Origin of the sequence: Chryseosolibacter indicum, from assembly GCF_018598585.1 — a bacterium.
Taxonomy (GTDB): Bacteria; Bacteroidota; Bacteroidia; order Cytophagales; family Cyclobacteriaceae; genus Chryseosolibacter; species Chryseosolibacter indicus.
The window spans coordinates 1-25,608 of sequence record NZ_JAHESD010000013.1; the positions used below are offsets into that span (position 1 = coordinate 1).

Genomic DNA, 25,608 nt, shown 5'->3' on the forward strand with positions numbered 1-25,608 from the left:
CGTAGCGGAGAATCTTATGTGGGGGTTGAAAGCTACAGGCTGGAAAGACAACAGCAAGATGCGGGCGCGACTCTCTGAAGTGCTGATGCAGGTAGGACTTGGATCAGTTGAAAAGAAAATGCCCCATCAATTGTCAGGTGGTGAACAACAACGGGTTGTTATTGCAAGGGCACTTCTTAATGAACCTCAAATTCTTATTGCAGATGAACCTACAGGAAACCTCGACCCTGAAGTAGCCTATGGTATTCTGCGCATCTTTCAACAAATCAACAAAAGTGGTACTGCCATTCTTATGGCTACCCATGGCTATGGTTTGATAAAGAAATTCCCGGCACGCATTCTTAAATGTGAAGACGGAAAAGTACTTGACTCAGCCAAAGACAAGTTTGAGATCACGACAGAGTATTAACACCTTCTCCTCTAAGTTGAATTCCATATATGAGGCTTCTAAGGTCTCATGAACGATTTATTTTATCAGTTTGAAATCTGCTGGCTTTCAAATTGATGTAAAAAGTTGATAAGGTCTCAATTGGTTCAAGTTCAGCTTACTACCAGTATTGACATTTGCTGAAATGGTTTAAAAAATTAATAGATTTTATCTTGATGGGTTCACCTCAACACATCAAAACTATATTTCGCGTCTTGCCAGAAGTTATCGAGCGCTATAATTCGGGGCTTAAAGAAAGATATTAAATCGGGCCAATGTTCTTTATTAAATACAGAAAAGCCAGGCAGTTCCTTATATATCCTGCTAATTACCTTACCATCAACAGGTACGTGTAATTGCCATTCCCACTCCTCTTCCAGGATATTATGCAACATGGTTTTAAACTCCAGAAACTGTTCAAAATATAATTCCTGGATTTCAACATCCTGGTGTTCCAACGAAATATAAATGGAAGCAGATTTTTGTCCGGCATCCATTCTGAAATAAACATCCTTAAGTCTTGTATGATAATTTATCCAATTTATCTTGAGCCCTTCGGCTGACAATATTGGGCTCATATATTTGCCAAAGGTAGTCCAGAACTCTTGTCTGATCCGCGATGCCTCTTCCCTTTTAAACATTTTGCAAGATACATATTAACACACCATACCACTTAAAAAATAAGGTTCATCCATTTCTGGTATCATCTCCCCTTTTAAGAAAACGAAATACGGTTACCACCTGAATAGTGTGATGTAAGAATTGCCGCTAAAGATTTGTTTTTAACTTTTACCGTTTACCTATATTTGTCATTGATATAACTAACCTATGAAACCCTGCTCTATCGTTGGCTTAATCCTTTTTGCCATTGCATTGTCTCTTACTGCTTTTGCCCAACCAGACCATATTAAATTTGCAAATGCCAGTCCCTGGGTTGAACCTATAACTTATAACGAAAAAGGTAAACCGGATGCAGGACAAGGGTCGGGTTATTACTATCTATTGTCTGACGAGCAGGAGAATACCATTACCCAGGAAGATTACTACCACTATGCGTACGTAATTCTTACATCAGAAGGGGTACAAGAGATGTCTGATCTTAATTTCAATTTCGATCCATCTTATCAACAGCTTATCTTCCATGAAGTAAAAATCATCAGAGGTAATACTTCATACAACAAGTTATCCAAAGACATTCAGGTTATCCAGCGCGAACAAAGCATGGATCGTTACTTGTACGATGGCTCTAAAACTGCTGTCATTAATTTAAAAGACATTCGTGTAGGCGACATTGTTGAATATTCGTTTACCAGAAAAGGATATAATCCAATACATAAAGGTCATGTTGCGCGAACGTATTATTTAGACTTTTATCAGAGTATCGACAAGTCTTTCAGAAAACTGATTCTACCCGCATCAAAAAAAGTAAGCGTTAAGTCATTAGGAGAAAAAGTGCCAGAACCTCAAATAACAAAAACAGCAAATGAGGTGCATTATACATGGAATATTGGCCGGACAAACCCTCCTGAATACGACAACAACACACCTGCATGGTACGATAACAGCAAGGTGTTTATGATTTCCGATTTTGAATCGTGGGAAGCTGTTGGCCAATGGGCGCAGAACTTGTTTACTGTAAGCCAGGCCGACAAAGACAAAATCAAAAAGGAAGTAGCTTCTTCTTTTCAGGCAGAAAAAGATTCAGCATATATTCTTGAAGTAATTCGCTTTGTACAGGATGAAGTACGATACCTGGGATTTGAAAGTGGTATCAATTCTCATAAGCCTTATCCTCCTTTCCAGATCTACGACCAGCGTTTCGGAGATTGCAAAGACAAATCGTTGTTACTTACAACATTGCTTCAAGCACGGGGTATTGAAGCTTACCCGATGTTGGTAAACACAACTTTAAAACATACAATCGAGGATCGCCTACCATCGTCCCTTTTCTTCGATCATTGTGTGGTACAAATTATCTTTAACGATGCAAAAATCTATATCGACCCTACAGTAAGTAACCAGGGCGGTGATTTGTTTCACTACTATTTCCCGGATTACAGACGCGGCCTGGTAATAGACCAGCACATTACCGCACTTGATTCGTTACCATCTCCACAAACTCCAACTACCACAGAGGTACAGAATTTCACAGTCACTAGTATTGGCGGTGCCGCAATATTGACCGTAAAAACAACATATACCGGTTCAGATGCCGACTATCAAAGAAGTGAGTTTGCAGGAACTCCGTTAGAGTCAATCCAAAAAAGGTATAAGCAGTACTATGCTAATCTTTATCCTGACATCACAAATTGGGGCAAGCTCACATTCCATGACGACAGGAATTCTAACATCTTTACGGTAGAAGAAAAGTATTCTATTCCTACCTTCTGGAAACCGATTGAAAATGAGGAAAACAAAATATACTGCATATTCGAACCTCAATCCATCGCAAACTACTTTAACGTAAACAAGAACATACAGCAACGTACATCCCCCTATTACTTATCTTACCCTGTAAATTTCTACCACCACATCAATGTAACACTCCCTGAAAGCTGGACCGTCAATCCCGTTGACGAGGAAATTGAGAATGATTTCTACCTGTATGAGTATAGAATAAATAACAATGGTAATGAGTTCTCAATAATGACACACTACCAGACAAAGACAGACCATATCCCCGTCGACAAAATCGCACAATACATCAAAGATCACAGCAAGATGTATAGTCATCTTACATATGAACTTAACTATAATAACGATATAGCTGAGGCTTCAAAAAACATACTTCCAGGAATTATTACAACCATTCTATCCATTGTTGCTGGTGTTTACTCCATGTTCGCGCTGTACCATCGCTACGATCCAAAACCGGAACGCTTTCTTGTACATGGCTCTCCTATCGGCGGATGGCTTATTCTAATTGCGATAGGCTTAGTAATAACACCAATCCGGCTGTTAATGGACCTGGGATCAAACGCACACCTTATTACAGGCACAGGTTGGATGACCTGGTTGTCAGCAAAGCAATACGGCTTGTTTGCTTTCACCTTCTTTTCTCACGTGTACAACATTATTAAACTCCTCTTTAGCGTATTACTGGTGGTGCTCTTCTTTCAACGCAGATCATCTTTCCCGCTGCTCATGAGCATTCAGCTCGCTACTAATTTTATCGTTCTTACAGCCGACGTTGTGATAACGAATTATGCTACGGAAGAATCTTCTTATACTGACTTTCAGGAGATAGGAAAAACACTGTTAGCGGCAATAATCTGGATACCCTATTTAAACATTTCGCAACGTGTAAAGGAAACCTTCACTATAAGAATGAATGATGACGATGAAGATGATGTTACAGAAGTAAAGTCTGAAATAATGGAGACCGACTCAAGGTTTTAATCCTCAATCCAACTTAATGGGTAATTCTTCCGTCGCGATGTATGATTGAAGATCAAGAATATCCTCCTCTGATTGGAGGTTATATTCTTTTATGTCGTGTGTTTCAGGATCACATCGCCAGAATTTAGTTTTTGATTCTGCACCACTGCACCAGCAAGTAATCTTAACTACATAAGGTGCATTTCTGCCTTCAACTATTAAGGTGTGTTTCACATCTTTCATTCCTGGAAAAAGTATTCCCTTGTTTACATACGCTGAGTGAATCGATTTAAGTTGGTTGTTAATAGTACGCGGAGTGAAATGCTGCGTATCATCCTTTACATCATTAACGCCATAGAGTTCAACATGCAGGCCTACATTCTCAGCAGGAAACTTTGAAGCGTTATCAATCGTAATTACACAACGATGAGCATCAAGAGCCTTTGCCACCGCTATTGAAACATGAAGTACTGGTGAACGCGTTTTAAAAAATAACGCCTTAACAATGGCATGAGAAGCAGGAACCGAATTCTTTTCGATCCTAACATAATATCGCCCCTCTCCTGCTACCTGGTGCGGTGGCGAGATACTTTGCGGCACTTCAATAAAAAAAATATTGCCCTCTGTTGAGAGTACCTCGTGTATTAAGATCCCTTGCGGAAATGGAAGAATGCCTGTAGCTACTTGTTGCATAAGCGACTCCTTATTCCGAATGCTCTTGCATAGATCAAGTTCACCCAAGCAAACACTATCTTCGTGTTTATCCAAAGTTCGCTTTGTCTCTTTGGGTGTACCGATTATTAACAACCCACCTTCGGTGTTTGCAAACGCTGCTATTTCCTTTAGTACATCTCTGATTTGAACTCCACCAGATTTAAATTCAAGAACGGAACTTTCTAATTGTGCGGTCTTAAAAAAAGCTTCAACATCTTCTTTCGTTATGCTGAACAGTGGCTTCTTAAAGATCTTTTGTGATATCATCAGTTATTAAAACGTAGTTGTAATTTAAAATATTACCGCAAACTATTTTAAAACTGATTGAGATAGATAACTCCATTAAGAAAGGAAATTTAAAGTATAAGCATTGAACACCTGCTAGCCAAAAAGACTACCTTTGCGTACGAACCAAGTACTATCGTGCAAGCACCTGAACCCGACTCTGACCTCTTGTTAACCCTTGTAAGAATGCCTATGCCGTTTGGCAAATACAAAGGAACAACATTGTGCAACCTTCCTGTAAGCTATCTTGAGTGGTTTGCAAAAGAAGGTTTTCCTCCTGGCAAGCTAGGTATGTTGTTGGGTACCATTTACGAAATCAAGATTAACGGACTCGATTATCTTTTGGAGCCTTTAAAGAAAAAGCGCTAGTGAGTTGATGTTGCAGATGTTGCATGTAATGCCACTTAAATTTCTCTATCATCTATAGTTGTTTCCATCACATTAGAAATAAAGAACTACCCGAAGGCCGAAACGGCATATGAGTAGAATATCTTATTAAGAAGGTGGTATAGAAATGAAATGCTTATATTATTGCAGTTAACAGGTAGCATTTTAAATTCACTTAACACTCATCGAAATGAAAGTTGCAATTATAGGAGCATCAGGATTTGTGGGAACAGCGCTTCTCAAGGAAGCCGTTTCACGTGGTTACGATATAACGGCAATAGTGAGGCATCCGGAAAAGATAACAGTAAAAGATAGCAAGCTCACTGTAAAAAAAGGTGACGCCATGGATGCTCAAAACATTGCTGAATTGGTGAAAGGCCATGACGCTGTAATAAGTACTTATAACGCCGGTTGGGATAATCCAAATATCTATAACGACTTCCTTGCGGGGGCACAGGCAATACAGGAAGGCACAAAAGCTGCAGGTGTAAAACGTTTTCTCTTTGTTGGCGGTGGCGGTAGCCTTGAAGTAGCTCCCGGGGTACAATTGGTTGATACACCGAAATTCCCTGCGGAATACAAAGCAGGAGCTCTGGCAGCACGCGATTACCTGAATATTCTAAAGAAGGAAAAAGATCTTGACTGGACTTTTTTAAGTCCTGCTATCCTCATGCACCAGGGAATTAAGGACGGAAGAACAGGAAAATACAGGCTGGGTACAGACCAACCTGTTTTTGATGAAAAGGGAGAAAGTAGAATTTCTGCTGAAGACCTTTGCGTGGCACTTTTAGACGAGCTGGAAAAGGGCCAATTCATCAAGAAAAGATTTACAGTAGCTTATTAATCTTCTTATTCACACATGCAGAAACCCTGCGTGTGTGAATGTTTCTTCAAAATTTTCTAATACGCATTTCTCCTTAAACACCTGTCTGTTTTCCTGCTAATTTAAAACAACGATCACTCGCGCTTTCGCTGATTTTTTCGTATTTTGGTAATCTTCATTTACGCCTTTCATCAATTCTATTCCCTTTAAAATCTGTTAATCGATAACAATCCCTGAAGCCTGGAGAAAGCCTGCGAAGACCGTGGACTGAGCGTGGAGAAAGACTTAGAGAAGGCTTAGGCAGGTCTTAGATGAGCCTTTAAACAGCATCTCAGCGAATCCCTTCAGAAAGGGTATGAAAGAAGTAGGCCGCATACAGGGTTTTGTAAAAAAATTACGAACTCCTAACCCTACAAGAAGTTTTTGACACTATTTGTCACAGCCCACTATTAAGTTGCCAAAAAAGTAAATTTTATGGCTACAATTCGCTTAAATCCTATGGTTAAAGAAATGCGCGGCAAACTGGGCGGTATTATGTTCAGAAAGGTCAATGGCACAACTATTCTCTCCGTAAAACCATCAACCCCTAAAAAACAAAGTGAACAACAGAAAGCGAACAGGGATAAGTTCAAGGAGGCAACAGTATATGCAAAATTCATAACCAAAGATCCTCAAAAGAAGGCTTACTATCAGCAGAAGGCTAAAAAACTCAAGGTTTCGAACGCCTACACCGCGGCCATAACAGAATACATGCGTAAAGGAGAAATCAAAGAGATAACAGTTAAGAAGACCAACAACAAACCCGGTAAAACTATTGGTATTAAGGTTTCAAAAAAGGATTTTAATGTTAACAAGGTGAGAGTTACTATGGTTGATGAAAATGGATTTGTATTGGCTACATCGCTCGCGGATAAAAAAAGTAGCAATGACTTTATGATGATGCTTAATGAAGAATTGTTACAAAAACCTGGAGTGAAAATTAAAGTTATTATTGAAGATTTCTATCGAAACCAGGTGGTGAAGGAGGTTGATCCTGCTCAGTATTAAAAGCAATAAGCACTAGGGCTGTTTTCTATCGGAATGGCCAAGGCTTTTTCCTGGGTTTACTATATCTCGTACCATTTGTTTCAATACCTTCACCTCAGGGAATCCTCCTCCGGATGACTTTCTATTGAAGATTTCTTTATCGTTGATGGAGATTATAAAAGTACCATTGACTTCGCTTGGTCTCAGAAGTACACCGTGTACATCTTCCGTAAAAGTGGTGAGCAACTCCTGCGCAAAGTACGCAGCACGAAGCATCCAGCCACACTTGGGGCAATATTCAATAGAGATTACAGGCTTCATCAGTTTTAAAACTATACGCTGCAAAGTAATAGTTCAAATGCCACATGCAAATGGCAGGCATAATCTTTTCTGACATTAAATAAAAAGATATCTTAATCAAGAGTGTTATGAAAAGCAGAGCCCAGATAAAAAGTCACCCCATACATCCCATTCTTGTTTCATTTCCAATCGGCTTATTCATCAGCACATTTCTATTCAACCTCCTGGGGTTGCTGTTTGATAGTTCAAACTTTCATCAGACAGCAGGCTACCTTGCTGTAGCAGGAATAGGATTCGCGCTTTTAGCAGCTATACCCGGCATTATTGACTACATCTATACCGTGCCTCCTAAAAGCTCCGCAAAGAAACGGGCTACAAAGCATGGCTTAACCAATGTAATGGTAGTGGCTATCTTCTCTATTGCATTGCTTCTTGCTGCAGAAGACGTGTCACTGCTTATCATCACCGCGTTGCAAGGAATCGCTGTTGTCATGCTCAGCTTCGCCGGATGGATGGGTGGTACCCTTGTATACAGAAATCAGATCGGGGTCGACCCGCGTTATGCTGATGCAGGAAAATGGAAAGAGCTGTACGTTGAGAATGCTCAGGGAGATATTGAAGTAGCGTCGTCTGATGAACTGGGCGTAAACCAGATGAAGCTGATACATGCCAATGGTAAGAGAATTGTTTTATGCAAAACCGAAAAGGGCTTTGCTGCATTTGATGACAGGTGCACGCACAAGGGTGGCTCACTTGCAGGTGGTGCGTTAATATGTGGTACGGTGCAATGCCCATGGCACGGCTCTCACTTCGATGTAACAAATGGAAATGTTAAAGCAGGACCAGCTAAAGAGAAAATAAATACATATCGGGTTTCTGAAATGAACTCCAAGGTATACATCAGTCTATAAGGTAGTTCACGTTCTCACGAGTATTATCAGGTTCAGGTTCTCCAAATATTTTACTAAAGCCGGCACTTCTTTTCACAAAAATGTGTTTCTGATCTAACGAAACCGGAAACTCATGAAACTTAGTGTATTGGATCAAACACCCATACGAAGAGGAAGTAACGCCAGAGAAGCATTACAGGAAAGCGTAGAGCTTGTTAAACTCGCAGAGAGCTTAAACTATACCCGATACTGGATATCTGAACATCATAACATTGGTACCCTTGCGTGTGCAGCACCTGAGGTACTCATTGCACGTTTAGGCGCTGAGACAAAACGTATTCGCCTCGGCTCTGGAGGAATTATGCTACCCAATCACAGTGCACTGAAAGTTGCTGAGAACTTCCGTTTGCTGGAAGGGTTGTTTCCTGGAAGGATTGATCTTGGCATAGGTCGTGCCCCAGGTGGCGACAGGCTTACGGCATCAGTTTTAAATCCTTCGAATAACTTTGAGCCCAACGAGTACATTCAACAAATCAGGGCATTAAAGGCTTTCTTTGCGGATGATGCAACTCCCGGAACAGTGCATGAAAAAGTGAAAGCCATTCCTAAAATAGATACAACACCTAATTTGTGGATGCTCACTTCCAGTGGCGAGAGCGCCTTCCTTGCAGCTCACTTTGGAATAGCCTTATCATTTGCTCAATTTATTAATCCCGTAGGTGGCGCTGAGGCAATAGAACAATACAGAAAGAATTTTAAAACTTCTGCTGAATTAAGCAGTCCGCAAGACAGTGTTGGTATTTTTGTGTTTTGTGGTGAAACAGAAGAAAAGGCGGCGCGCATGCAAGCTGTAATGGACTATCGGTTACTTAGCATAGCACGAGGCCAAATGGATGAAACTCCCTCCTACGAGTCAATCAAGTCGTATCAGTATTCATCTGATGAACTTCGTTACATTCAATACAACAGGCAAAGAATGGTTGTAGGAACGCCAGATGTGGTAAAGAAACAACTTGAAGACCTCGCCGAAAACATGGATGTATCAGAAATAGTTGTAGCCACTTTTGCTGAAACATCAGAAGACCGGTTGCGCTCTTATGCTTTGCTTGCCGAAATGTTCGACTTACAAAAAGCAACGCAGGAAGCTTTAAATGCTGAAGCATAATTAGCGCTTACAGGCCATAAAATTAGACCAGGGAAAGTGTTATATTTACTGAATACCTTTTTCAGCATATGACACTATCCATCCGTTGTATTTTTATTATCTCCTTATTTGGTATTCAAACTTCTTTTGGTCAGCTACCAGAAAGAATAAAGACGATTTTCCCTGAGGGGACTGCCTTCCATCAGAACATAAACTATGCAAATGATACACTAAAAAAACATTTGCTGGACATATACCTCCCTTCCAATACAAAGGGAAATACACCGCTGATAATCTGGGTGCATGGTGGCGCTTGGATGCTTAATGACAAGTATGCAGACATGGGCTACATGCGAAACACAATAAGAACATTTATTGAAAAAGGATATGCATTAGCATCTATAGATTACCGGTACAGCACTACTGCAGCGTTTCCTGCACAAATTAAAGATTGTATACAAGCCGTTGAATTTCTTTATACACATGCAGATAAATACAAGCTTGATAAGAAACGCTTTGCATTTATAGGCTTTTCTGCAGGTGGACATCTCGCTTCTCTGATAGGCCTTTCGCTCAACAACAACGTTAAAGAATTTTATCCCGATGGAAAGAAGCCTTCCTTTCAGATAAAAACAGTAATTGATTTTTATGGTCCCGCTGATTTGCTGATGATGTCAGCAAAAAGTAATCCTGAAGAAAAAGAATCGATAAGCACACTGTTGGGAAGCTCTCCGCTAAAAAGGCCTGACCTTGCAAGGCTAGCAAGCCCAAGCACTTACGTGGATAAGAATGATCCTCCGTTCTTTATTGTGAATGGAGAAAAGGATGAATCGGTCCCGTATCAGCAATCGATCATGCTCAAATCTTACCTTGATCTTGCAGGGGTAAAAAATGACATTATCATTGTAAAAGATGCACCGCATTATGGAGTGATGTTCGACACGGAAGAGGTTAGAAATAAACTCTTCAATTTTCTTGACACGCATCTCCGATAAAAACGTACTGTTTAGACCAGCAATTCTCCTGTAATTCAATTGTTTATAAAACGTTGATAACTTCTTGTTTTCAAGCAACCGGAAGCACTTGCTGAATTGTTATATTGCACGCTGTTTATGACCAAAAATACTGGCTTTTAACTGCTAATTGCTTAGTAATCTGAAAGCTATTTTATAAATACCTGGAAATCTAACAGCTAGAACTTACCATGTTATTCGAGGAAGAGAGAGAGGAGCAAAAAATTGAAACAAGACCCGCCCTACCAGCAGACTTTACCATTGATTATCAGATCGGCTTCTTGTTCAATTTTGTATCAGGCAAGTCAACCAGGTTCGATTTAGAGCCGATATTGATTTACACAAGCAACGGCAAAGTAGAGTTCAGAAGAATCTCTCTTCAGGTAGAGAAAGGACTTGCATTCCTTCAACCACTTGACGACGCATTTTACAACGATCTGCTGGAATTCTCAGATAAGAAAATACTGGAGTGGATGACGCGCACCGGTAATCGTTTTATCCGTAATAGCGACACCGGTTCATGGGCTCACGCTTCAGCCAGAGAGTTGTTAAACCTGAGAAAGCACTATATCGTATTACTACAAAAGCTATGGTCGCGTCTTGCAGCATGGCCTAATCTTTTCATTCTCAGAAGTGGCCGATTTAACAATCATCAGCAACTGTTTGTTAAGTTAGGTAACGATGTAAAATTTACTTTTAAAGCAGACGCTACCGGAGAGCTGATCGTTATTAAACTTACCGTACTTCTGGATAGTGCAGAATCGAAATTTAATATAAGAAGTGGTTTTATTATTGAGAAAGATGGTACGCTGTACCTTCCTTCCGACCCTTCTGAATTGGCCATCCTTGATCTTTTTAAAAACGGACCACTAACATTTCCTTTATCAGTAAAAAGGGAAATCATTAACAAATACATTGTACCATGGCTTGATAAATACGAAGTAACAATAAGCCCCAAACTTAATGTATCTCTTGTTACCATAGAGCCAGAACCTCGTATCCTATTAAGTGAGCTAAACGAAAGCAACCTGATGATCAGGCCTCAGTTTGCCTACCATGATGCTGTAGTTGATTACAGTGATGACAAAACCTATGTTGTTGAAGTTAACAACAAAGTTGAGATCATCCATCGTAATAAAACGGAGGAGAAAAAACTTTACGATTATTTAAGAACACTTCATTCTGCTTTTACCAATCAACGCAACAACCAATACTATTATCTTCCCTTCGATGATGTAATGAAAAAGGGATGGTTTATTGGCATGCTGCGCAAGGTGCAGGAACAAGGCTATAGCGTTCACGGATTTGAGCAGCTTAAGAAATTTAGGTACACTACCAATGTTCCTAAGTTTATGATCGCAGCTACCTCCAACATCGACTGGTTCGATCTGAAGGTAACTATTCAATGGGGAGATTATACCGTTAGCTTAAAAGAAATTCGCCAGGCTATTCTTAATAGGCAGGACACCATCATGCTTGAAGATGGTACCCTGGGTCATATTCCTGAAGAATGGATTAGCCAATATAGTTTGCTATTAAGAACCGGTACTGAAGAAAACGGAACCCTTCGCGTAAGCAAACTCCATTACACGTTACTTGAAGATATCCTTGATAAGATCGATGACAAAACTGTTCAGCAGGATATAGAAGCGAGAAAACGGAAACTTGCAGAATTCGACAGCATTAAAAAAGAACCGCTTTCAAAAAACATCAATGCTTCGTTACGTCCTTATCAGCAATCCGGTTTTAACTGGCTGCAGGCACTTGACGAACTTGGCTGGGGCGGATGCCTTGCTGATGATATGGGGCTCGGTAAAACGTTGCAGACCATCTCCTTCCTTCAATACGTGAAAGAGAAATACCCAGGTAGCACGCAACTTGTTGTTTGCCCAACGTCACTCATCTTTAACTGGGAAAGTGAGATTCAGAAATTCTGTCCTACCATGAAGTTCTATACACACTATGGTATGCAGCGAGAATTCAATGAATCTCATTTCAACGAATATGATGTTGTGCTTACTACATACGGCGTTATCAGAAACGACCTGGAAGATCTGACTAAGTATCTATGGCAATATATTATCCTGGATGAAAGTCAGGCAATCAAGAACCCTGATGCAAGGGTTACGAAAGCGATTCAGCAACTTCGGGCGGTAAACCGGGTCATACTTAGTGGTACGCCTGTTCAAAACAACACGTCTGACCTATATGCGCAATTTAATTTTCTTAACCCTGGCTTGTTAGGCTCCCGTGAATACTTTAACCGGGAGTTTGCTCATCCCATCGATAAGTTAGGAAACAAAGAAAAAACGCTCTACTTAAAGAAGCTCATTCATCCGTTCACCTTAAGGCGAACCAAAGAACAGGTTGCAAAAGATCTTCCGGATAAAACCATTACTGTACTGTGGTGTACTATGGATGCAGAACAACGCAAGCTCTATAACCAGTATAGAGATGGTTACAGAAACAAACTCCTGCAGAAGATAGATGAGCATGGCATTGCAAAATCAGGTATGGATGTATTGGAAGGTCTGCTGCGATTAAGACAAATTTGCGACCATCCTGCAATGGTAGACAAACGGGATGATGGCTTAAAGGTATCAGTAAAGATTGAAGAGCTCATCCGCGAAGTACAGGAGAACGCCGGCAATCACAAGATTCTTATCTTCTCCCAATTTACAGAAATGCTTCAGCTGATTAAGGGAGAATTTGAGAACAACGGTATTACCTATTCTTACCTGGACGGAAGTACTTCCTTAAATCAGCGAAAAGAACAGGTTACACGATTCCAGGAAGATGAGAACATAAAAGCTTTCCTTATATCCTTAAAGGCCGGCGGTGTAGGTCTTAACCTTACGGTTGCAGATTATGTATATATAGTAGACCCGTGGTGGAACCCTGCTGCAGAATTACAAGCAATTGACAGGGCACATCGTATAGGACAAAAACGCAAAGTATTTGCCTATAAGATGATCTGTAAAGACACCGTTGAAGAGAAAATACTTCAGCTACAGCAGCGAAAGAAAATGCTTGCAGATGATCTGATCCAGGAAGATTCAGGATTTGTAAAGAATTTATCAAGAGAAGACGTTGAGTTTTTATTCGGATAATACCATTAACTTCAGCCACAAGAAGCGCAATTAATAATGATCGCTAAAGAAGAAATTAAGGATTGGTTTATAGGCTTACAAGGCAGTATTTGCAAACAACTTGAAGAGGCAGATGGTAACGGAAAATTTATAGCAGACCAATGGGAGCGCCCCGGCGGCGGCGGCGGAATTTCAAGAGTTCTCTCTAATGGTAAGATTATTGAAAAGGGTGGTGTAAATTTTTCAGCTGTCTGGGGTCAAACACCCGCACCTACATTAAAAACACTTGGTCTTGCAAGTGAAACGCAATCCGAATTCTTTGCTACAGGCGTATCTATTGTTTTGCACCCTGCAAGTCCCATGGTTCCTATTATCCATATGAATGTGCGGTACTTCGAAATGTCAAATGGGATTTGGTGGTTCGGTGGTGGCATTGACCTTACGCCGCATTATCTGGTCGAAGAAGATGCTCAATATTTTCACAAGCAACTTAAAGCGGTTTGTGATCAACATCATCCCTCCTACTATCGTGACTTTAAAAATTGGGCCGATGATTATTTCTTCATCAAACACAGAAATGAAACACGCGGCATCGGCGGTATCTTTTTCGACAACCTGAAGGCAGATAATGGATTCACAAAAGAATCGAGATTTGAATTTGTAAAAAGTGTGGGGCTGTCCTTTGCACCCATCTACACTTACTTTATGAAAAAGAATAGCACACTCCCTTATTCCGAAAAGGAAAAACAATGGCAGTACTTGCGCCGCGGAAGATACGTTGAATTTAACCTGGTGTGGGATAGAGGAACGAAGTTCGGTCTGGAAACAGATGGCAGAACTGAATCCATTCTTATGAGTCTTCCACCCCAAGCAAACTGGGTTTATAACTTTTCGCCAGAAGCAAACTCTGCAGAGGCAAAAACGCTTTTGCTTCTGAAAAAAGGAATAGACTGGGTATAACTACTTTTTCGATTTTGCTTGCTGCTGTGCCTGAAATAGATGAAGCGCCATTTGTTCTGCCAGTGATGTATTATTAGCGTCCAGCTCAGGAAACTTATTGCTGAAGAAACCCTGTGCTTTCCATACCTCTAACACATCTTCTGCATTTACAAAGTACGGCGCGTACAACCTGTTGTCAGATACGAGCAAAAGCTTATTTTCCTTTTCGAGGAAGTTGAAAGCCCTTTTAAAAACAATCCCATCTTTTAGAACAAGTACATACAGCTTACCACTTTTAATTGAAAACAAGTCGTCGACATATTCACCGAAGATAATAGCACCGGGTTGCACAGGTAACATAGAATCACCCTGAATTTCAAAAGCACGATAAGTGGTATTTTTAGGAAGAACAGGAAGGCTTATTTTAGGAAGGTCTTGTATAAACTCTGTATCATGAAAGCCTGCAAGATAACCTGCTGATGCCTTCTGTGAAACAAGCTCAACATTCTCCTTATTATTTTTATCGACAGTGATTGCAAGAATCTCTTTCCCTCTTGATAGCTGCTGTGCTTTCCATTCTTTTTGCGGTACCTTACTCAAATCATGGTTAACAAGGAGATCGAGGTTAACCTTAAATATTTTGGTAAGATCAAGCAAAGATGATAGCGGCGGACTGGCGCGCTCTTCTTCGTAAGCACCAATAGCCGCCTGTTTTAATCCTAGTTTTTCCGCGAGTTGTTTCTGCGTGAGATTATACTGTGTACGGAGGAATTTTAGATTTTTACTGATTAACATAATTTAAGCTTTAGCGAGTTACAAAAAATATTTCGATTAAACATCGCTTAACACGGTCGCCCCGACTCCCTACAGTTTCTTAAAGGCAGGTAATATCTACTAAAACACATAAAATCAAAAATCCCAACACCTCCCATTGGAAGGTGAAGGGTTTGTTGCTATGGCAAAACGACAACGGTTCAAAACTAAAATAAATAGTTTATAACAAAAACATAATTCTAATTTTTTTAGTTATTTAGCCTTATGGAACGGAACATCATACATCTTGATTTGGATGCTTTCTTCGTAGCGGTAGAACGTAAACGGAATCCAAAGTTGAAAGGTAAACCACTGATTATCGGTGGAAGCAGCAGAAGAGGTGTGGTAGCGGCGTGTAGCTATGAGACAAGAAAATTTGGAGTTCATTCTGCCATGCCGATGTACCTGGCACTGCAACTATGCCCTGATGCAAAGGTAATCTCAGGAGACATGGAGTCTTATAGTAAAGAGTCCCACGAAGTAACTGAAGTGATCGCATCAGAAGCTCCTCTTTTCGAGAAATCGTCTATCGATGAATTCTATATCGACGCCAGTGGCATGGATAAATACTTCGGCGCCTTTAAATGGGCTCTTGAACTACAGGAAAAGATCAGGAAAGAAGTAGCCCTTCCTATTTCTTTAGGAATGTCTGTTAACAAACTGGTATCAAAAGTAGCTACCGGTGAATTTAAGCCCAATGCAAAAGCACAGATTCCCCCTGGTAAAGAAAAGGAGTTTTTAGATCCATTGGCAGTAGATAAAATTCCGATGATTGGAAAACAGACGTCGTCGTTTCTCTATGACATGGGCGTGCGCACCGTAAGAACCCTGCGTGAGATGCCTGTTCAGTTTCTTGTCAGTGCCTTTGGAAGAAATGGTATTTCTTTATGGAATAAAGCAAACGGAGTTGACAATGCCCCTGTCGTTCCGCATTCAGAACAGAAATCAATATCAACAGAATGCACTTTTGAGAGTGATACAATCGACGTCAAGCGTTTGAAATCTATTCTTATTGCCATGGTTGAGAAGGTTGCTTTTAACCTGCGCGATCAGAAAAAACTCGCCTCATGCGTTACGGTAAAAATACGTTACTCCAACTTCGATACGGAGACAAAACAGGTACATATCCCGTACACGGCGTCCGATCATGTACTACTTAAAATAGTACAAGAGCTCTTTGATAAACTCTATAATAGAAGAATGCTGATACGGCTGGTGGGCGTACGGCTTAGCGGGCTGGTATATGGCAACTACCAAATTAGCCTTTTTGACGATACGGAAGAAGATATCAACCTATATGAGGCTATTGACTTTATTAAACACAAGCACGGAGTTGAAAAACTGGTTCGTGCCAATACCATAGATGTTAATAAACGGGTAAGAATGGAAATGAACCTGTTTAAGGGAAACATAAAATAAGCCTGAAAAAAAGAGAAGTTTTTTATGGTCCCGAATGGTTTTGACACAAATTGACAAAAGCTCGGCCCATCTTGGATCAAAAATTAAAATAAGAGGAGGATTTATGAAATTGAATTATCAGTTAACACATCCAACAGAAAAACCAGTTAAGGAATTATTTTTTCTCATTTCTCCGCCACGCCATATCGCCAGCGATGTATTCGTGCTAAAAGATGACGTGCATTACCTGACAGGACGAGAATTGAACGACCGATATTCGCGGGCTCACATTTCCCTATTCAAATACAGTGATACGGAACATCATATGAAACATATGATACGGTTTGTCGAAGCACGCGCTACTGAAATAAAACCGTTTAACATTTTCCTGAAGGACTTCGGTACTTTTTACAATGGTTCTAACAGAACTATCTATATGGATATCGTGAATAAAACTCCTATACAGGAAATTTTTGAAAAGACTGTCAAAGAAGACAAGAATTTTATTCCTCACATTACCATAGCTAAAAATCTTTTACATGAGGATTTCCTGAAATGTTGGCCTTATCTCAAAGGTTTGAATTACAGTAACCAGCATTTTTTATGTGATCGCATTACTGTACTGGCTAAAGCAGACAAAAGCTGGATTCACTTTAAAGACATTATGTTTGGAGGGAATGCATAATTCACCGTCATATATTAAATTATTAAAAATACCTGGACCCTCTCCAGATCCTTCAACAGCAATGGACAACCTTCTTTTGATGAATGCATCAGGAAGTTTAACCACGCCAGCATCCGAGAAGAAAAACATGCACGAATCTGCCAAGGGGTGCGAGTTTAATCCTATTGAATACTGGCCTTGCTGTTCGAAGGACTTACTTGTAGAAAAGGAATAAGTATAAACAATGCATATCTGCTTTTTGAGATAGAAAATAAGTCATGTTTCTTAACTGTCACACAGGCTTCAGCTTTAAATATGGAACGCTTCCCGTTCAAAGACTTTTCGATGAAGCTAAACGATGTGGCGTTCATAAGTTGGTTCTTACGGAAATAAATAATACCGCATCTTACATGGAGATGCTGCGTATCCGCGACAAGAATATACCTGGAGAAAACGGGTTAACAAAATATGGAGACGCACCTTATCAACTTGACATAGCTGTTGGCATAGAATTCAGAAGAGATGATGAATTGTTGTACATTGCGATAGCAAAAAACAATCAAGGATTTAAAAACATTAACAAGTTTCTCTCCTATCACAATCGGGAGGCGAAACCACTACCCTTACGAGCACCAGCTTTTGATGAGGTTTTTACTATTTACCCCTGGGGTAAAATTGAACCGGAGCAACTTAAAGAAAATGAATACATTGGCGTACACAAACAACAATTACACTATTATAATACGCATCCTTTAAAAAGCAGTTATCAAAACAAGTTTGTAATCCATCATCCTGTTACATTTCTTCCTCCGGAAAACCCAAAGACAAAAAACAAAAAGGGTGAGGTAGTAAACAGAGACTACAATGCACACAGACTTCTTCGCGCAATTGCTCATAATACCCTATTAAGTAAGCTTGCAGAGCACCAGCGTGCCGCCTCTGATGAATACATGATTCCTGAGGAAGAATTGAAAAAGAATTTCGAAAGGTACCCGGAACTAATAAAAAATACGCAATGGCTGATCAACCAGTGTTCAATTGAACAAGTGCTGGGAAAAGACAAGAACAGACAATTTTATACAGAATCACTTGAGGATGATTTGTTACTATTAAAAACAGAAGCATGGAAAGGATTTGACGTTCGGTATGGTCACCATCCTGACAAAGAAGAAATTAAGAAAAGGATTCGAAAAGAATTAAGGATTATCCGGGAGAAGAAGTTCACGGCATATTATCTCATTACTTACGACTTAATAAAATTTGCCAAATCACAAGGCTATGAATTTGTAGGCCGTGGTAGCGGCGCCAATAGTACAGTAGCTTATTGCCTCGGTATCACAAACGTAGATCCTATTGAATTGAACTTGTACTTCGAAAGATTTCTAAACGAAGAACGTTCTACCCCACCTGATTTTGACATTGACTTCTCCTGGGATAACAGAGATGCCATTTACAATTACATTTTTGAAAGGTACGGATACGACCACGTTTGTCTTTTAGGAACACATGTTACTTACCAATGGAGATCAATACTAAGAGAGCTGGGAAAAGTTTTTGGATTACCAAAGGACGAAATTGACGCCTTGGTAGAGAACCCGAAAAGAATAAGTGAGCGAGACCACATCACTAAACTGATCTTTAATTATTCAAAATACATCGTAGAAAAAGAGTTACCTTCAAACATATCCATTCACGCAGGAGGCGTACTTATTACAGAGAAGCCAATCTATGCCTATACAGCAACTGAGTTTCCTCCAAAAGGCTATCCTGTTTCTCAGTTTGAAATGCACAATGCCGAAGATTTTGGAATCTACAAATTTGATATTCTCAGCCAACGTGGATTAGGTCACATCAAAGAAACCATAGCACACGTAAAAAGAACCAGAGGAATTGATGTAGACATTAATCGTTTTGAAGACTTCAAAAAAGATGAGAAGATAAAAGCCTTGCTGAGAAACAGTAAAGCGATGGGATGCTTTTATGTTGAATCACCTGCTATGCGCATGTTGCTGGGTAAATTAAAATGTGAAGATTATCTGACACTCGTTGCAGCGAGCTCTATTATACGCCCCGGCGTAGCAAGTTCCGGAATGATGCGGGCTTATATTGAAAGATTTCACGCTGTTAGGAATGGACGAACTTACGAGGCAATTCACCCGAAGATAGACGAATTGATGAAAGAGACTTACGGGGTGATGGTGTACCAGGAAGATGTAATTAAAGTAGCACATGAATTTGCCGGGATTACATTAACGGAAGCTGACGTTTTACGCCGAGGAATGTCAGGTAAATACCGATCGCGCGAAGAATTTAAAAAAGTGAGGGATCGTTTTTTTGAAGAGTGTCATAAACGGCATTATGAACAGCACATTATTGATAGAGTATGGTATGAAATCGAGAGTTTCTCAGGGTATTCCTTTGCAAAGGGACATTCTGCAAGTTATGCGGTTGAAAGCTATCAAAGTCTTTATTTAAAAGCGCATTACCCATTGGAATTCATGGTAGGTGTAATCAATAACTTTGGAGGATTTTATAAAACAGAATTCTACTTTCACGAAGCTAGAATGAACGGTGCAAAGATTGAGGCTCCTTGCATTAATAACTCAGAATATCTCACTACTATTTATGACGATCACATCTATATAGGTTTTGTACACATCAAAAGCCTTGAAAGTAAATTAGCACAGGAAATCTCGCTGGAACGAAAGAGAAACGGCTTGTATCAGAGTATTGACAATTTACTGAAAAGAATAAACATTGGAGTTGAGCAACTACGCATTCTGGTAAGAATCGGCGCGCTGCGATTTACCGGAAAGAGTAAACAACAATTACTATGGGAAGCTATGTTACATTTCAGCAACAAGCATTCGCGGAAAAATGTATCCTCTCTTTTCGAAACGGAGCCAAAAGATTACCCATTACCTGCTCTTACCAGAAAAGGAATTGAAGATGCGTTCGACGAGATTGAGTTGCTCGGATTTCCTTTATGTGATCCTTTCGAACTTGTCGACGCTGCCGCGACAAGCGATACGCTCGCGGAAGAACTAATGAAAAAAGTAGGAACACACGTAACTATAGATGGCTATCTTGTGACTACTAAAGACACAAGGACACGCGGAGGACAAACAATGCAGTTTGGGACTTTCATCGATCGAAAAGGAAATGTATTCGACACCGTGCATTTTCCTGATGTTACTAAAAATTTCCCCTTTCGGGGAAGAGGATTTTACGCCATAAAGGGCAGCGTAGTAGAAGATTTCGGCGTCGCAATGGTAGAAGTGACATCTATGGAAAAACTACCGATAATCAATAAGCGTGCAGAAGAGTTTATGAGAGAACATTCAGCCTTTAGCCCTCCTATACCTCAGCAACAAGACTAAAACGTAAAATTACTTTAACTACATTCCTTCAAATGTGTTACCTCTACGAACAAGACTAGTTATATTTTCACAGCTATGCTTTAAAAGTTTTGTTATACTGCGATTCATCAAAACCGAGAGCCAGAACCTTTCCATTTTCTTCTATGAGTGGTCTTTTAATGATACTTGTCTTCTCCTTCATTAAACTAACGGCTGCGGGCTCGGAAGTAATCTTTTCCTGAAGTTCTTTATCAAGTTGCCTCCATGTTGTACCTCTCTTGTTCACCAGGCTCTCCCACCCTACCTGCTTACTCCATTCTTTCAGCTTGCTTTCCGTAATGCCTTTCGCTTTATAGTCATGAAACTCAAAATCAATATTCTTACTCTTTAACCAATCGAGAGCTGTTTTAACTGTATTGCAGTTCTTAATTCCGTAGACAATCATAGATGTTTTGTTTCGTTTAATCCTGTAGTGCTAGCATAACTTTCCTTATTTTTCGAATAAGGTTTTCTGACTCCTCAAAGTTAAGAGTTTGCTGGCCGTCAGAGGCAGCCTCTTCTGGTTTTTCATGTGTTTCATAGATGAGCCCGTCAGCACCTGCAACTACTGCTGCCAATGCTACTGGCTCTACAAAATCGCGAATACCAATACCATGAGAAGGATCTGCAATAATAGGCAAATGAGTTTTTTCTTTTAAGATCGGGATGGCATTAATATCCATTGTATTTCTACTTGCTTTCTCGTATGTACGGATTCCGCGTTCGCAAAGCATTAATTTTTCATTACCTGCGGAAAAAACGTATTCTGCAGAGTAAAGCAATTCTTCAATAGTACCTGATATTCCACGCTTAATCATTACTGCCTTATCTACTTTACCAAGTTCATCAAGCAGATTAAAGTTTTGTGTGTTTCGGGCTCCTACCTGAAAAACATCTACATAGTCATACATCTCAGCGATCTGACTCACTTGCATTACCTCACTGATAATTTTAATTCCAGCGGCGCGTGCCTGCTCATACCACATTTTTAATCCAGGGATTCCTAATCCACGAAAAGCATACGGAGAGCTTCTTGGTTTAAAAACACCACCTCTCATCATCCGTACTCCATTAGCCTTTAAATGTTGTATGGTAAGCTCAACCTGCTTTTCATTTTCAATAGAACATGGGCCTGCCATAATACTTAACGATCCGTCTCCAATGATAACGCCATCCCCAAGATCAATAGCCGTACGTCCGACTTTCCATTTCCGCGAAACAAGTTTATAATCATCCGATACTCTATGTACGTCCGCTATTCCTTTCATTGATCCTACCTGGCGGATATCAAATTCCTTTTTGCCTATACCAACGAGATAGTTTCCCTTTTGTGTTGTAACCTCCGTGGTTTTGTAGTCAAGCTCCTTCATCTTAATGATGATTGCCTGCTTCTCCTGGTTGCTTATGTTTTTATCCAATTGGATGATCATACCTTATCCTTTCAATTGTTTAACAAAGTTTAAAATATCTGTATCCAAATCTTTAGAATCTTTCAGTAGATTGATAAAGGCACTACCCACAATAGCACCTGCGCTGTATTCACTTGCCTTTGAAAACGTGTGGTTGTTCGAAATACCAAATCCTATTAGAAAAGGATTTATTAAACTCATCCCATTAAGTTTCTCAAAATATTGCACCTGTTCATCTGCAAAAGTATTCTTTGCACCCGTTGTACTTGATGCTGATACTGCATAGATAAACCCCTTTGTCAAACTATCAATCCTTTTTATCCGCTCTTCCGATGTTGTGGGAGAGATTAGAAAAGTGTTGCAAAGGTTATTAGCCTCAAATAATGACTTATAGTGTTCTTCATATTCATACAACGGCATGTCGGGTAGGATTAGTCCGTCGGCGCCGGCTTCGGCAGCATCCTTTACGAATTTTTCAATACCATACTGCATCACAGGGTTTAGATATCCCATGAGAATTATAGGAACCTTCACGTTCTGCTTTCTGATTTCCTTTACCTGCTCTATGAGTAACTTAACACTCATTCCATTATCAAGCGCTATCTTATTACTTTGCTGGATTGTTGGACCATCAGCAACGGGATCAGAGAAAGGAATTCCGATTTCAATTATATCCGCTCCTGACTGATCCAGTAACTTTGCAATTGTAACCGTACTATCCATATTGGGAAATCCTGCTGTATAGAAAACAGAAAGAATGCCTTTGTTTTTTGTTGAGAAAAGGTTCGTAATTCTATTTTTCATTTTAACGAAATGATATAAGTCTGCATTTAACAATAATTATCTTAGTGAATCAGTACTTACCCCATCGAATGTAGGTTTCAAGATCCTTATCTCCTCTTCCTGACAAATTCACAACAACAATATCGTCCTTATCAAATTGAAACTGATCAAGCGCAGCAATTGCATGAGCAGACTCAACGGCAGGTATAATGCCTTCCAGTTTACTTAATCCTATTCCGGCATCCATTGCTTCGTCATCTGTAGCGCTTACGAACTTTGCTCTGCCTACTTCAAATAAATGCGAGTGTATTGGTCCTATACCCGGGTAATCAAGTCCTGCTGAAATTGAATAAGGTTCAATGACCTGACCATCCTCTGTTTGTATCAATAACGTTTTACTACCGTGAAGTACTCCGGGTTTGCCTAGCGCAGTAGTGGCAGCAGACTCGCCCGAGTTAATGCCTTTACCTGCGGCCTCTACAGCTACAAGGTTTACATGTTCATCATCAAGAAAATTAAAGAAAGCGCCTGCTGCATTACTACCTCCGCCAACACAAGCAAACACATAGTCGGGATATGGGTTTCCCTCCTGCTCCTCAAGCTGTTTCTTTATCTCCTCTGAAATGACCGATTGAAACCGTGCTACCATATCAGGGTAAGGGTGAGGCCCTACTACAGAACCTATTATATAATGTGTATCCGTAGGATTATTTATCCAATGACGCATAGCCTCATTGGTAGCATCTTTTAATGTCATGTTTCCGCTTAAGGCAGGAACAACCTTTGCTCCGAGTATTCGCATACGCTCTACGTTAGGTTTCTGACGTTCCATATCTACCTTGCCCATGTAAACTGTACATTCCATTCCTATCAGGGCGCAGACAGTAGCCGTAGCCACACCATGTTGCCCTGCTCCTGTTTCGGCAATGATCTTTTGCTTTCCTAATCGCTTTGCAACAAGTATCTGCCCGATTGTATTATTGATCTTATGTGAGCCTGTGTGGCAAAGATCTTCGCGCTTAAGATAAATTTTAGTGCTATGTTTTTGCGACAAGCGACCTGCGAAATACAATGGGCTTGGCCTGCCCACGTAGTTCTTAAGAAGGTCATAAAACTCTTTCTTAAAACCTTCCTCGCTTATTATTTTCAAATAGTTATTACGAAGCTCTTCAACATTGGGGTAAAGCATTTCAGGTATGTATGCCCCACCGAAATTTCCATAATACCCGCGATCATTTACCTTATAATTCATAATCAGGAATTGGTTTTAAGAATATTAATTATTGCTCTTATTTTATTCAAATCTTTTAATCCAGCTTGGTGCTCTACACCGCTATTAACATCGAGCGCATATAAATTCATGTCTTTTAACAGCAATGCATCTTTAATATTATCTTCATTTAAGCCTCCGCTTAAAAAGAACGGTACTTGCTGGTGATACCGCGTAAGGATGTTCCAATTAAACGTTTTGGCATTACCGCCATAATACTTTCCTTTTGTATCAAATAGAAAGAAATCTACGGCGTCAACGTAAGGCTTTGTATCTTCAAAGTTAAAATCATCATCAATTGAAAATGTCTTGATAATTTCCAAGCCATTTTGCCTTAGCTCTAAACATTGTTCGACTGTTTCACTTCCGTGTAGTTGCACCGTCGTAATTCCAGTGCCGTTTAGCAGATTCATTATTCTTTCGGTACTTTTATTTACAAAAACACCTACCCTTTCAATAGTAGCGGGAAGTTCTTCCGGAAGAAGAAACTTTTCTCCTACAAAACGGGGAGAGTCTTCAAAAAAAATAAAACCCATGTAATCAGGCATAAAAGTGCTCACGTCAATAATATTATCCGCTAGCCGCATGCCACACACCTTAAGTTTTATTTTTGCTTTCGCTGTCATTACATTAGTAATTCTTAGATAACAGACTTGCTCTGTACCATTCGTTTTCTTAACTCCGTCATAAACTCCATAGCAGCTAACTCCGGCCGCGCGTGCTTCATAAAGTTCTCTCCCATTAGAAAACCTTCATAACCGTATTGTCTTAGTTCCATAATTGTTTCTGCTGTTGAAATACCACTTTCAGAAACCTTTACTACACCAGCAGGTATTTTATCGGCAAGCTTTTTCGACGTATCAATACTTACTTCAAACGTTTTTAAGTTCCTATTGTTTACTCCAATAAGATCTGCACCTGCTTCAACACTTTGTTCAAGCTCTTCTTCATTATGCACTTCAAGCAATACTTCCAATCCCAGAGCGTGAGCAACGTTTGTGAGTTGGCTTAATTCTTTCGGAGACAAGACTGCGGCGATTAAAAGAATGGCATCTGCGCCAATCGATTTTGCTTCTATAATCTGGTACTCATCGATGGTAAAATCTTTTCTTAAAACAGGACAGAAATTAAACTTGCGACCAATCACTAAATCTTCATTGGTTCCACCAAAGAAGTTCTTATCTGTAAGAATAGATAATGCAGAAGCACCGGCTTGCATGTAACCGATTGTAGTTCGTTCTACAGAAGCATGTGCATTAATGACGCCTTTAGAAGGAGACTTTCTTTTAAACTCTGCTATAATACCTGTCTTATCCTCGCGCTGAACATACTTCTTTAAAGAGACTGTAGGTGACGAAAAAAATATGCTTTGTTCCAACAGCTTCATGGGGTACAGACTCTTCCTGTCATTGACTTCGTTTCGCTTATGTTGGATAATCTGATCAAGTATATTCATTA

24 protein-coding genes are annotated in these 25,608 nt (G+C 40.0%); 14 read left to right on the top strand and 10 right to left on the bottom strand.

The window, feature by feature from the left end; translation table 11 throughout:
• On the top strand, positions 1–409 hold a 409-nt coding region (locus tag KK060_RS08055; RefSeq protein ID WP_254153199.1), incomplete at its 5' end, for a cell division ATP-binding protein FtsE.
• A gap of 200 nt (positions 410–609) precedes the next feature.
• Here KK060_RS08055 and KK060_RS08060 read toward each other — a convergent pair.
• Complete coding sequence (locus KK060_RS08060; protein WP_254153200.1) at positions 610–1,068, bottom strand: DUF4268 domain-containing protein; 459 nt, start codon at positions 1,066–1,068, stop codon at positions 610–612.
• Positions 1,069–1,255: 187 nt separating this feature from the next.
• Between KK060_RS08060 and KK060_RS08065 the strand changes: the two genes are divergently transcribed.
• Positions 1,256–3,826, top strand: a complete 2,571-nt coding sequence (locus tag KK060_RS08065; protein WP_254153201.1) for a DUF3857 domain-containing protein — start codon at positions 1,256–1,258, stop codon at positions 3,824–3,826.
• A gap of 3 nt (positions 3,827–3,829) precedes the next feature.
• On the opposite strand, the gene KK060_RS08070 is transcribed toward KK060_RS08065, so the two are convergent.
• On the bottom strand, positions 3,830–4,786 hold the full coding sequence (locus tag KK060_RS08070) for an AlbA family DNA-binding domain-containing protein (protein WP_254153202.1): 957 nt from the start codon (positions 4,784–4,786) through the stop codon (positions 3,830–3,832).
• A 156-nt stretch (positions 4,787–4,942) separates the two neighbouring features.
• Between KK060_RS08070 and KK060_RS08075 the strand changes: the two genes are divergently transcribed.
• From KK060_RS08075 to KK060_RS08085, 3 genes are all read left to right on the top strand, one after another.
• Positions 4,943–5,173, top strand: coding sequence for a DUF3820 family protein (locus KK060_RS08075; RefSeq protein ID WP_437124571.1), 231 nt, complete (start codon positions 4,943–4,945; stop codon positions 5,171–5,173).
• Between the two features lie 208 nt (positions 5,174–5,381).
• A complete protein-coding gene (locus KK060_RS08080; protein WP_254153204.1) occupies positions 5,382–6,035 on the top strand; it encodes an NAD(P)-dependent oxidoreductase in 654 nt (217 codons plus the stop codon).
• Between the two features lie 453 nt (positions 6,036–6,488).
• Positions 6,489–7,061 (top strand): hypothetical protein, encoded by a 573-nt coding sequence (locus tag KK060_RS08085; protein ID WP_254153205.1) that lies wholly within the window; start codon positions 6,489–6,491, stop codon positions 7,059–7,061.
• Between the two features lie 12 nt (positions 7,062–7,073).
• Here KK060_RS08085 and KK060_RS08090 read toward each other — a convergent pair whose 3' ends face one another.
• Positions 7,074–7,361, bottom strand: a complete 288-nt coding sequence (locus KK060_RS08090; RefSeq protein WP_254153206.1) for an Rdx family protein — start codon at positions 7,359–7,361, stop codon at positions 7,074–7,076.
• Between the two features lie 107 nt (positions 7,362–7,468).
• On the opposite strand from KK060_RS08090, the gene KK060_RS08095 reads away from it, so the two are divergent.
• From KK060_RS08095 to hemF, 5 genes are all read left to right on the top strand, one after another.
• Positions 7,469–8,251, top strand: a complete 783-nt coding sequence (locus KK060_RS08095) for a Rieske (2Fe-2S) protein (protein ID WP_254153207.1) — start codon at positions 7,469–7,471, stop codon at positions 8,249–8,251.
• 112 nt (positions 8,252–8,363) lie between these two features.
• Entirely contained in the window at positions 8,364–9,395 is a 1,032-nt protein-coding gene (locus tag KK060_RS08100) for an LLM class flavin-dependent oxidoreductase (RefSeq protein WP_254153208.1), read from the top strand.
• Positions 9,396–9,463: 68 nt separating this feature from the next.
• Positions 9,464–10,369, top strand: a complete 906-nt coding sequence (locus KK060_RS08105) for an alpha/beta hydrolase (protein WP_254153209.1) — start codon at positions 9,464–9,466, stop codon at positions 10,367–10,369.
• Positions 10,370–10,578: 209 nt separating this feature from the next.
• Positions 10,579–13,497 (top strand): DEAD/DEAH box helicase, encoded by a 2,919-nt coding sequence (locus KK060_RS08110; protein WP_254153210.1) that lies wholly within the window; start codon positions 10,579–10,581, stop codon positions 13,495–13,497.
• A 36-nt stretch (positions 13,498–13,533) separates the two neighbouring features.
• Positions 13,534–14,436: an oxygen-dependent coproporphyrinogen oxidase gene (gene hemF, locus KK060_RS08115; protein WP_254153211.1), complete on the top strand. Its 903-nt coding sequence runs from the start codon at positions 13,534–13,536 to the stop codon at positions 14,434–14,436.
• Here the strand turns inward: hemF and KK060_RS08120 are convergent, their stop codons facing one another.
• Positions 14,437–15,210: an XRE family transcriptional regulator gene (locus tag KK060_RS08120; RefSeq protein ID WP_254153212.1), complete on the bottom strand. Its 774-nt coding sequence runs from the start codon at positions 15,208–15,210 to the stop codon at positions 14,437–14,439.
• A 243-nt stretch (positions 15,211–15,453) separates the two neighbouring features.
• Between KK060_RS08120 and dinB the strand changes: the two genes are divergently transcribed.
• The 4 genes from dinB (at position 15,454) to KK060_RS08140 (ending at position 20,670) form a co-directional block, all read left to right on the top strand.
• Positions 15,454–16,647, top strand: a complete 1,194-nt coding sequence (dinB, locus tag KK060_RS08125; RefSeq protein WP_254153213.1) for a DNA polymerase IV — start codon at positions 15,454–15,456, stop codon at positions 16,645–16,647.
• A 103-nt stretch (positions 16,648–16,750) separates the two neighbouring features.
• Positions 16,751–17,311, top strand: coding sequence for a 2'-5' RNA ligase family protein (locus KK060_RS08130; protein ID WP_254153214.1), 561 nt, complete (start codon positions 16,751–16,753; stop codon positions 17,309–17,311).
• 61 nt (positions 17,312–17,372) lie between these two features.
• On the top strand, positions 17,373–17,525 hold the full coding sequence (locus tag KK060_RS08135) for a hypothetical protein (protein WP_254153215.1): 153 nt from the start codon (positions 17,373–17,375) through the stop codon (positions 17,523–17,525).
• Between the two features lie 43 nt (positions 17,526–17,568).
• Positions 17,569–20,670 (top strand): DNA polymerase III subunit alpha, encoded by a 3,102-nt coding sequence (locus KK060_RS08140; protein ID WP_254153216.1) that lies wholly within the window; start codon positions 17,569–17,571, stop codon positions 20,668–20,670.
• 73 nt (positions 20,671–20,743) lie between these two features.
• On the opposite strand, the gene KK060_RS08145 is transcribed toward KK060_RS08140, so the two are convergent.
• From KK060_RS08145 to trpC, 6 genes are read right to left on the bottom strand one after another with little or no spacing between them, the layout of a single operon-like run.
• Positions 20,744–21,094: an ArsC family reductase gene (locus KK060_RS08145; RefSeq protein ID WP_254153217.1), complete on the bottom strand. Its 351-nt coding sequence runs from the start codon at positions 21,092–21,094 to the stop codon at positions 20,744–20,746.
• Positions 21,095–21,110: 16 nt separating this feature from the next.
• Positions 21,111–22,118, bottom strand: coding sequence for a bifunctional 3-deoxy-7-phosphoheptulonate synthase/chorismate mutase (locus tag KK060_RS08150; protein WP_254153218.1), 1,008 nt, complete (start codon positions 22,116–22,118; stop codon positions 21,111–21,113).
• 3 nt (positions 22,119–22,121) lie between these two features.
• Complete coding sequence (gene trpA, locus KK060_RS08155; protein ID WP_254153219.1) at positions 22,122–22,901, bottom strand: tryptophan synthase subunit alpha; 780 nt, start codon at positions 22,899–22,901, stop codon at positions 22,122–22,124.
• Positions 22,902–22,950: 49 nt separating this feature from the next.
• Entirely contained in the window at positions 22,951–24,132 is a 1,182-nt protein-coding gene (gene trpB / locus KK060_RS08160; protein ID WP_254153220.1) for a tryptophan synthase subunit beta, read from the bottom strand.
• 2 nt (positions 24,133–24,134) lie between these two features.
• The gene (locus tag KK060_RS08165; RefSeq protein ID WP_254153221.1) at positions 24,135–24,776 is read right to left on the bottom strand and encodes a phosphoribosylanthranilate isomerase; all 642 of its coding nucleotides are present in this window, start codon (positions 24,774–24,776) and stop codon (positions 24,135–24,137) included.
• Between the two features lie 14 nt (positions 24,777–24,790).
• Positions 24,791–25,606: an indole-3-glycerol phosphate synthase TrpC gene (gene trpC, locus KK060_RS08170; RefSeq protein WP_254153222.1), complete on the bottom strand. Its 816-nt coding sequence runs from the start codon at positions 25,604–25,606 to the stop codon at positions 24,791–24,793.
• Positions 25,607–25,608 lie beyond the last annotated feature (2 nt).

Excerpts from the sequence above, each read along its gene's own strand:
- KK060_RS08060 (WP_254153200.1), bottom strand. The coding sequence starts at position 1,068 with ATGTTTAAAAGGGAAGAGGCATCGCGGATCAGACAAGAGTTCTGGACT.
- KK060_RS08065 (WP_254153201.1), top strand. The coding sequence starts at position 1,256 with ATGAAACCCTGCTCTATCGTTGGCTTAATCCTTTTTGCCATTGCATTG.
- KK060_RS08070 (WP_254153202.1), bottom strand. The coding sequence starts at position 4,786 with ATGATATCACAAAAGATCTTTAAGAAGCCACTGTTCAGCATAACGAAA.
- KK060_RS08080 (WP_254153204.1), top strand. The coding sequence starts at position 5,382 with ATGAAAGTTGCAATTATAGGAGCATCAGGATTTGTGGGAACAGCGCTT.
- KK060_RS08085 (WP_254153205.1), top strand. The coding sequence starts at position 6,489 with ATGGCTACAATTCGCTTAAATCCTATGGTTAAAGAAATGCGCGGCAAA.
- KK060_RS08090 (WP_254153206.1), bottom strand. The coding sequence starts at position 7,361 with ATGAAGCCTGTAATCTCTATTGAATATTGCCCCAAGTGTGGCTGGATG.
- KK060_RS08095 (WP_254153207.1), top strand. The coding sequence starts at position 7,469 with ATGAAAAGCAGAGCCCAGATAAAAAGTCACCCCATACATCCCATTCTT.
- KK060_RS08100 (WP_254153208.1), top strand. The coding sequence starts at position 8,364 with ATGAAACTTAGTGTATTGGATCAAACACCCATACGAAGAGGAAGTAAC.
- KK060_RS08105 (WP_254153209.1), top strand. The coding sequence starts at position 9,464 with ATGACACTATCCATCCGTTGTATTTTTATTATCTCCTTATTTGGTATT.
- KK060_RS08110 (WP_254153210.1), top strand. The coding sequence starts at position 10,579 with ATGTTATTCGAGGAAGAGAGAGAGGAGCAAAAAATTGAAACAAGACCC.
- hemF (WP_254153211.1), top strand. The coding sequence starts at position 13,534 with ATGATCGCTAAAGAAGAAATTAAGGATTGGTTTATAGGCTTACAAGGC.
- KK060_RS08120 (WP_254153212.1), bottom strand. The coding sequence starts at position 15,210 with ATGTTAATCAGTAAAAATCTAAAATTCCTCCGTACACAGTATAATCTC.
- dinB (WP_254153213.1), top strand. The coding sequence starts at position 15,454 with ATGGAACGGAACATCATACATCTTGATTTGGATGCTTTCTTCGTAGCG.
- KK060_RS08130 (WP_254153214.1), top strand. The coding sequence starts at position 16,751 with ATGAAATTGAATTATCAGTTAACACATCCAACAGAAAAACCAGTTAAG.
- KK060_RS08135 (WP_254153215.1), top strand. The coding sequence starts at position 17,373 with ATGGACAACCTTCTTTTGATGAATGCATCAGGAAGTTTAACCACGCCA.
- KK060_RS08140 (WP_254153216.1), top strand. The coding sequence starts at position 17,569 with ATGTTTCTTAACTGTCACACAGGCTTCAGCTTTAAATATGGAACGCTT.
- KK060_RS08145 (WP_254153217.1), bottom strand. The coding sequence starts at position 21,094 with ATGATTGTCTACGGAATTAAGAACTGCAATACAGTTAAAACAGCTCTC.
- KK060_RS08150 (WP_254153218.1), bottom strand. The coding sequence starts at position 22,118 with ATGATCATCCAATTGGATAAAAACATAAGCAACCAGGAGAAGCAGGCA.
- trpA (WP_254153219.1), bottom strand. The coding sequence starts at position 22,901 with ATGAAAAATAGAATTACGAACCTTTTCTCAACAAAAAACAAAGGCATT.
- trpB (WP_254153220.1), bottom strand. The coding sequence starts at position 24,132 with ATGAATTATAAGGTAAATGATCGCGGGTATTATGGAAATTTCGGTGGG.
- KK060_RS08165 (WP_254153221.1), bottom strand. The coding sequence starts at position 24,776 with ATGACAGCGAAAGCAAAAATAAAACTTAAGGTGTGTGGCATGCGGCTA.
- trpC (WP_254153222.1), bottom strand. The coding sequence starts at position 25,606 with ATGAATATACTTGATCAGATTATCCAACATAAGCGAAACGAAGTCAAT.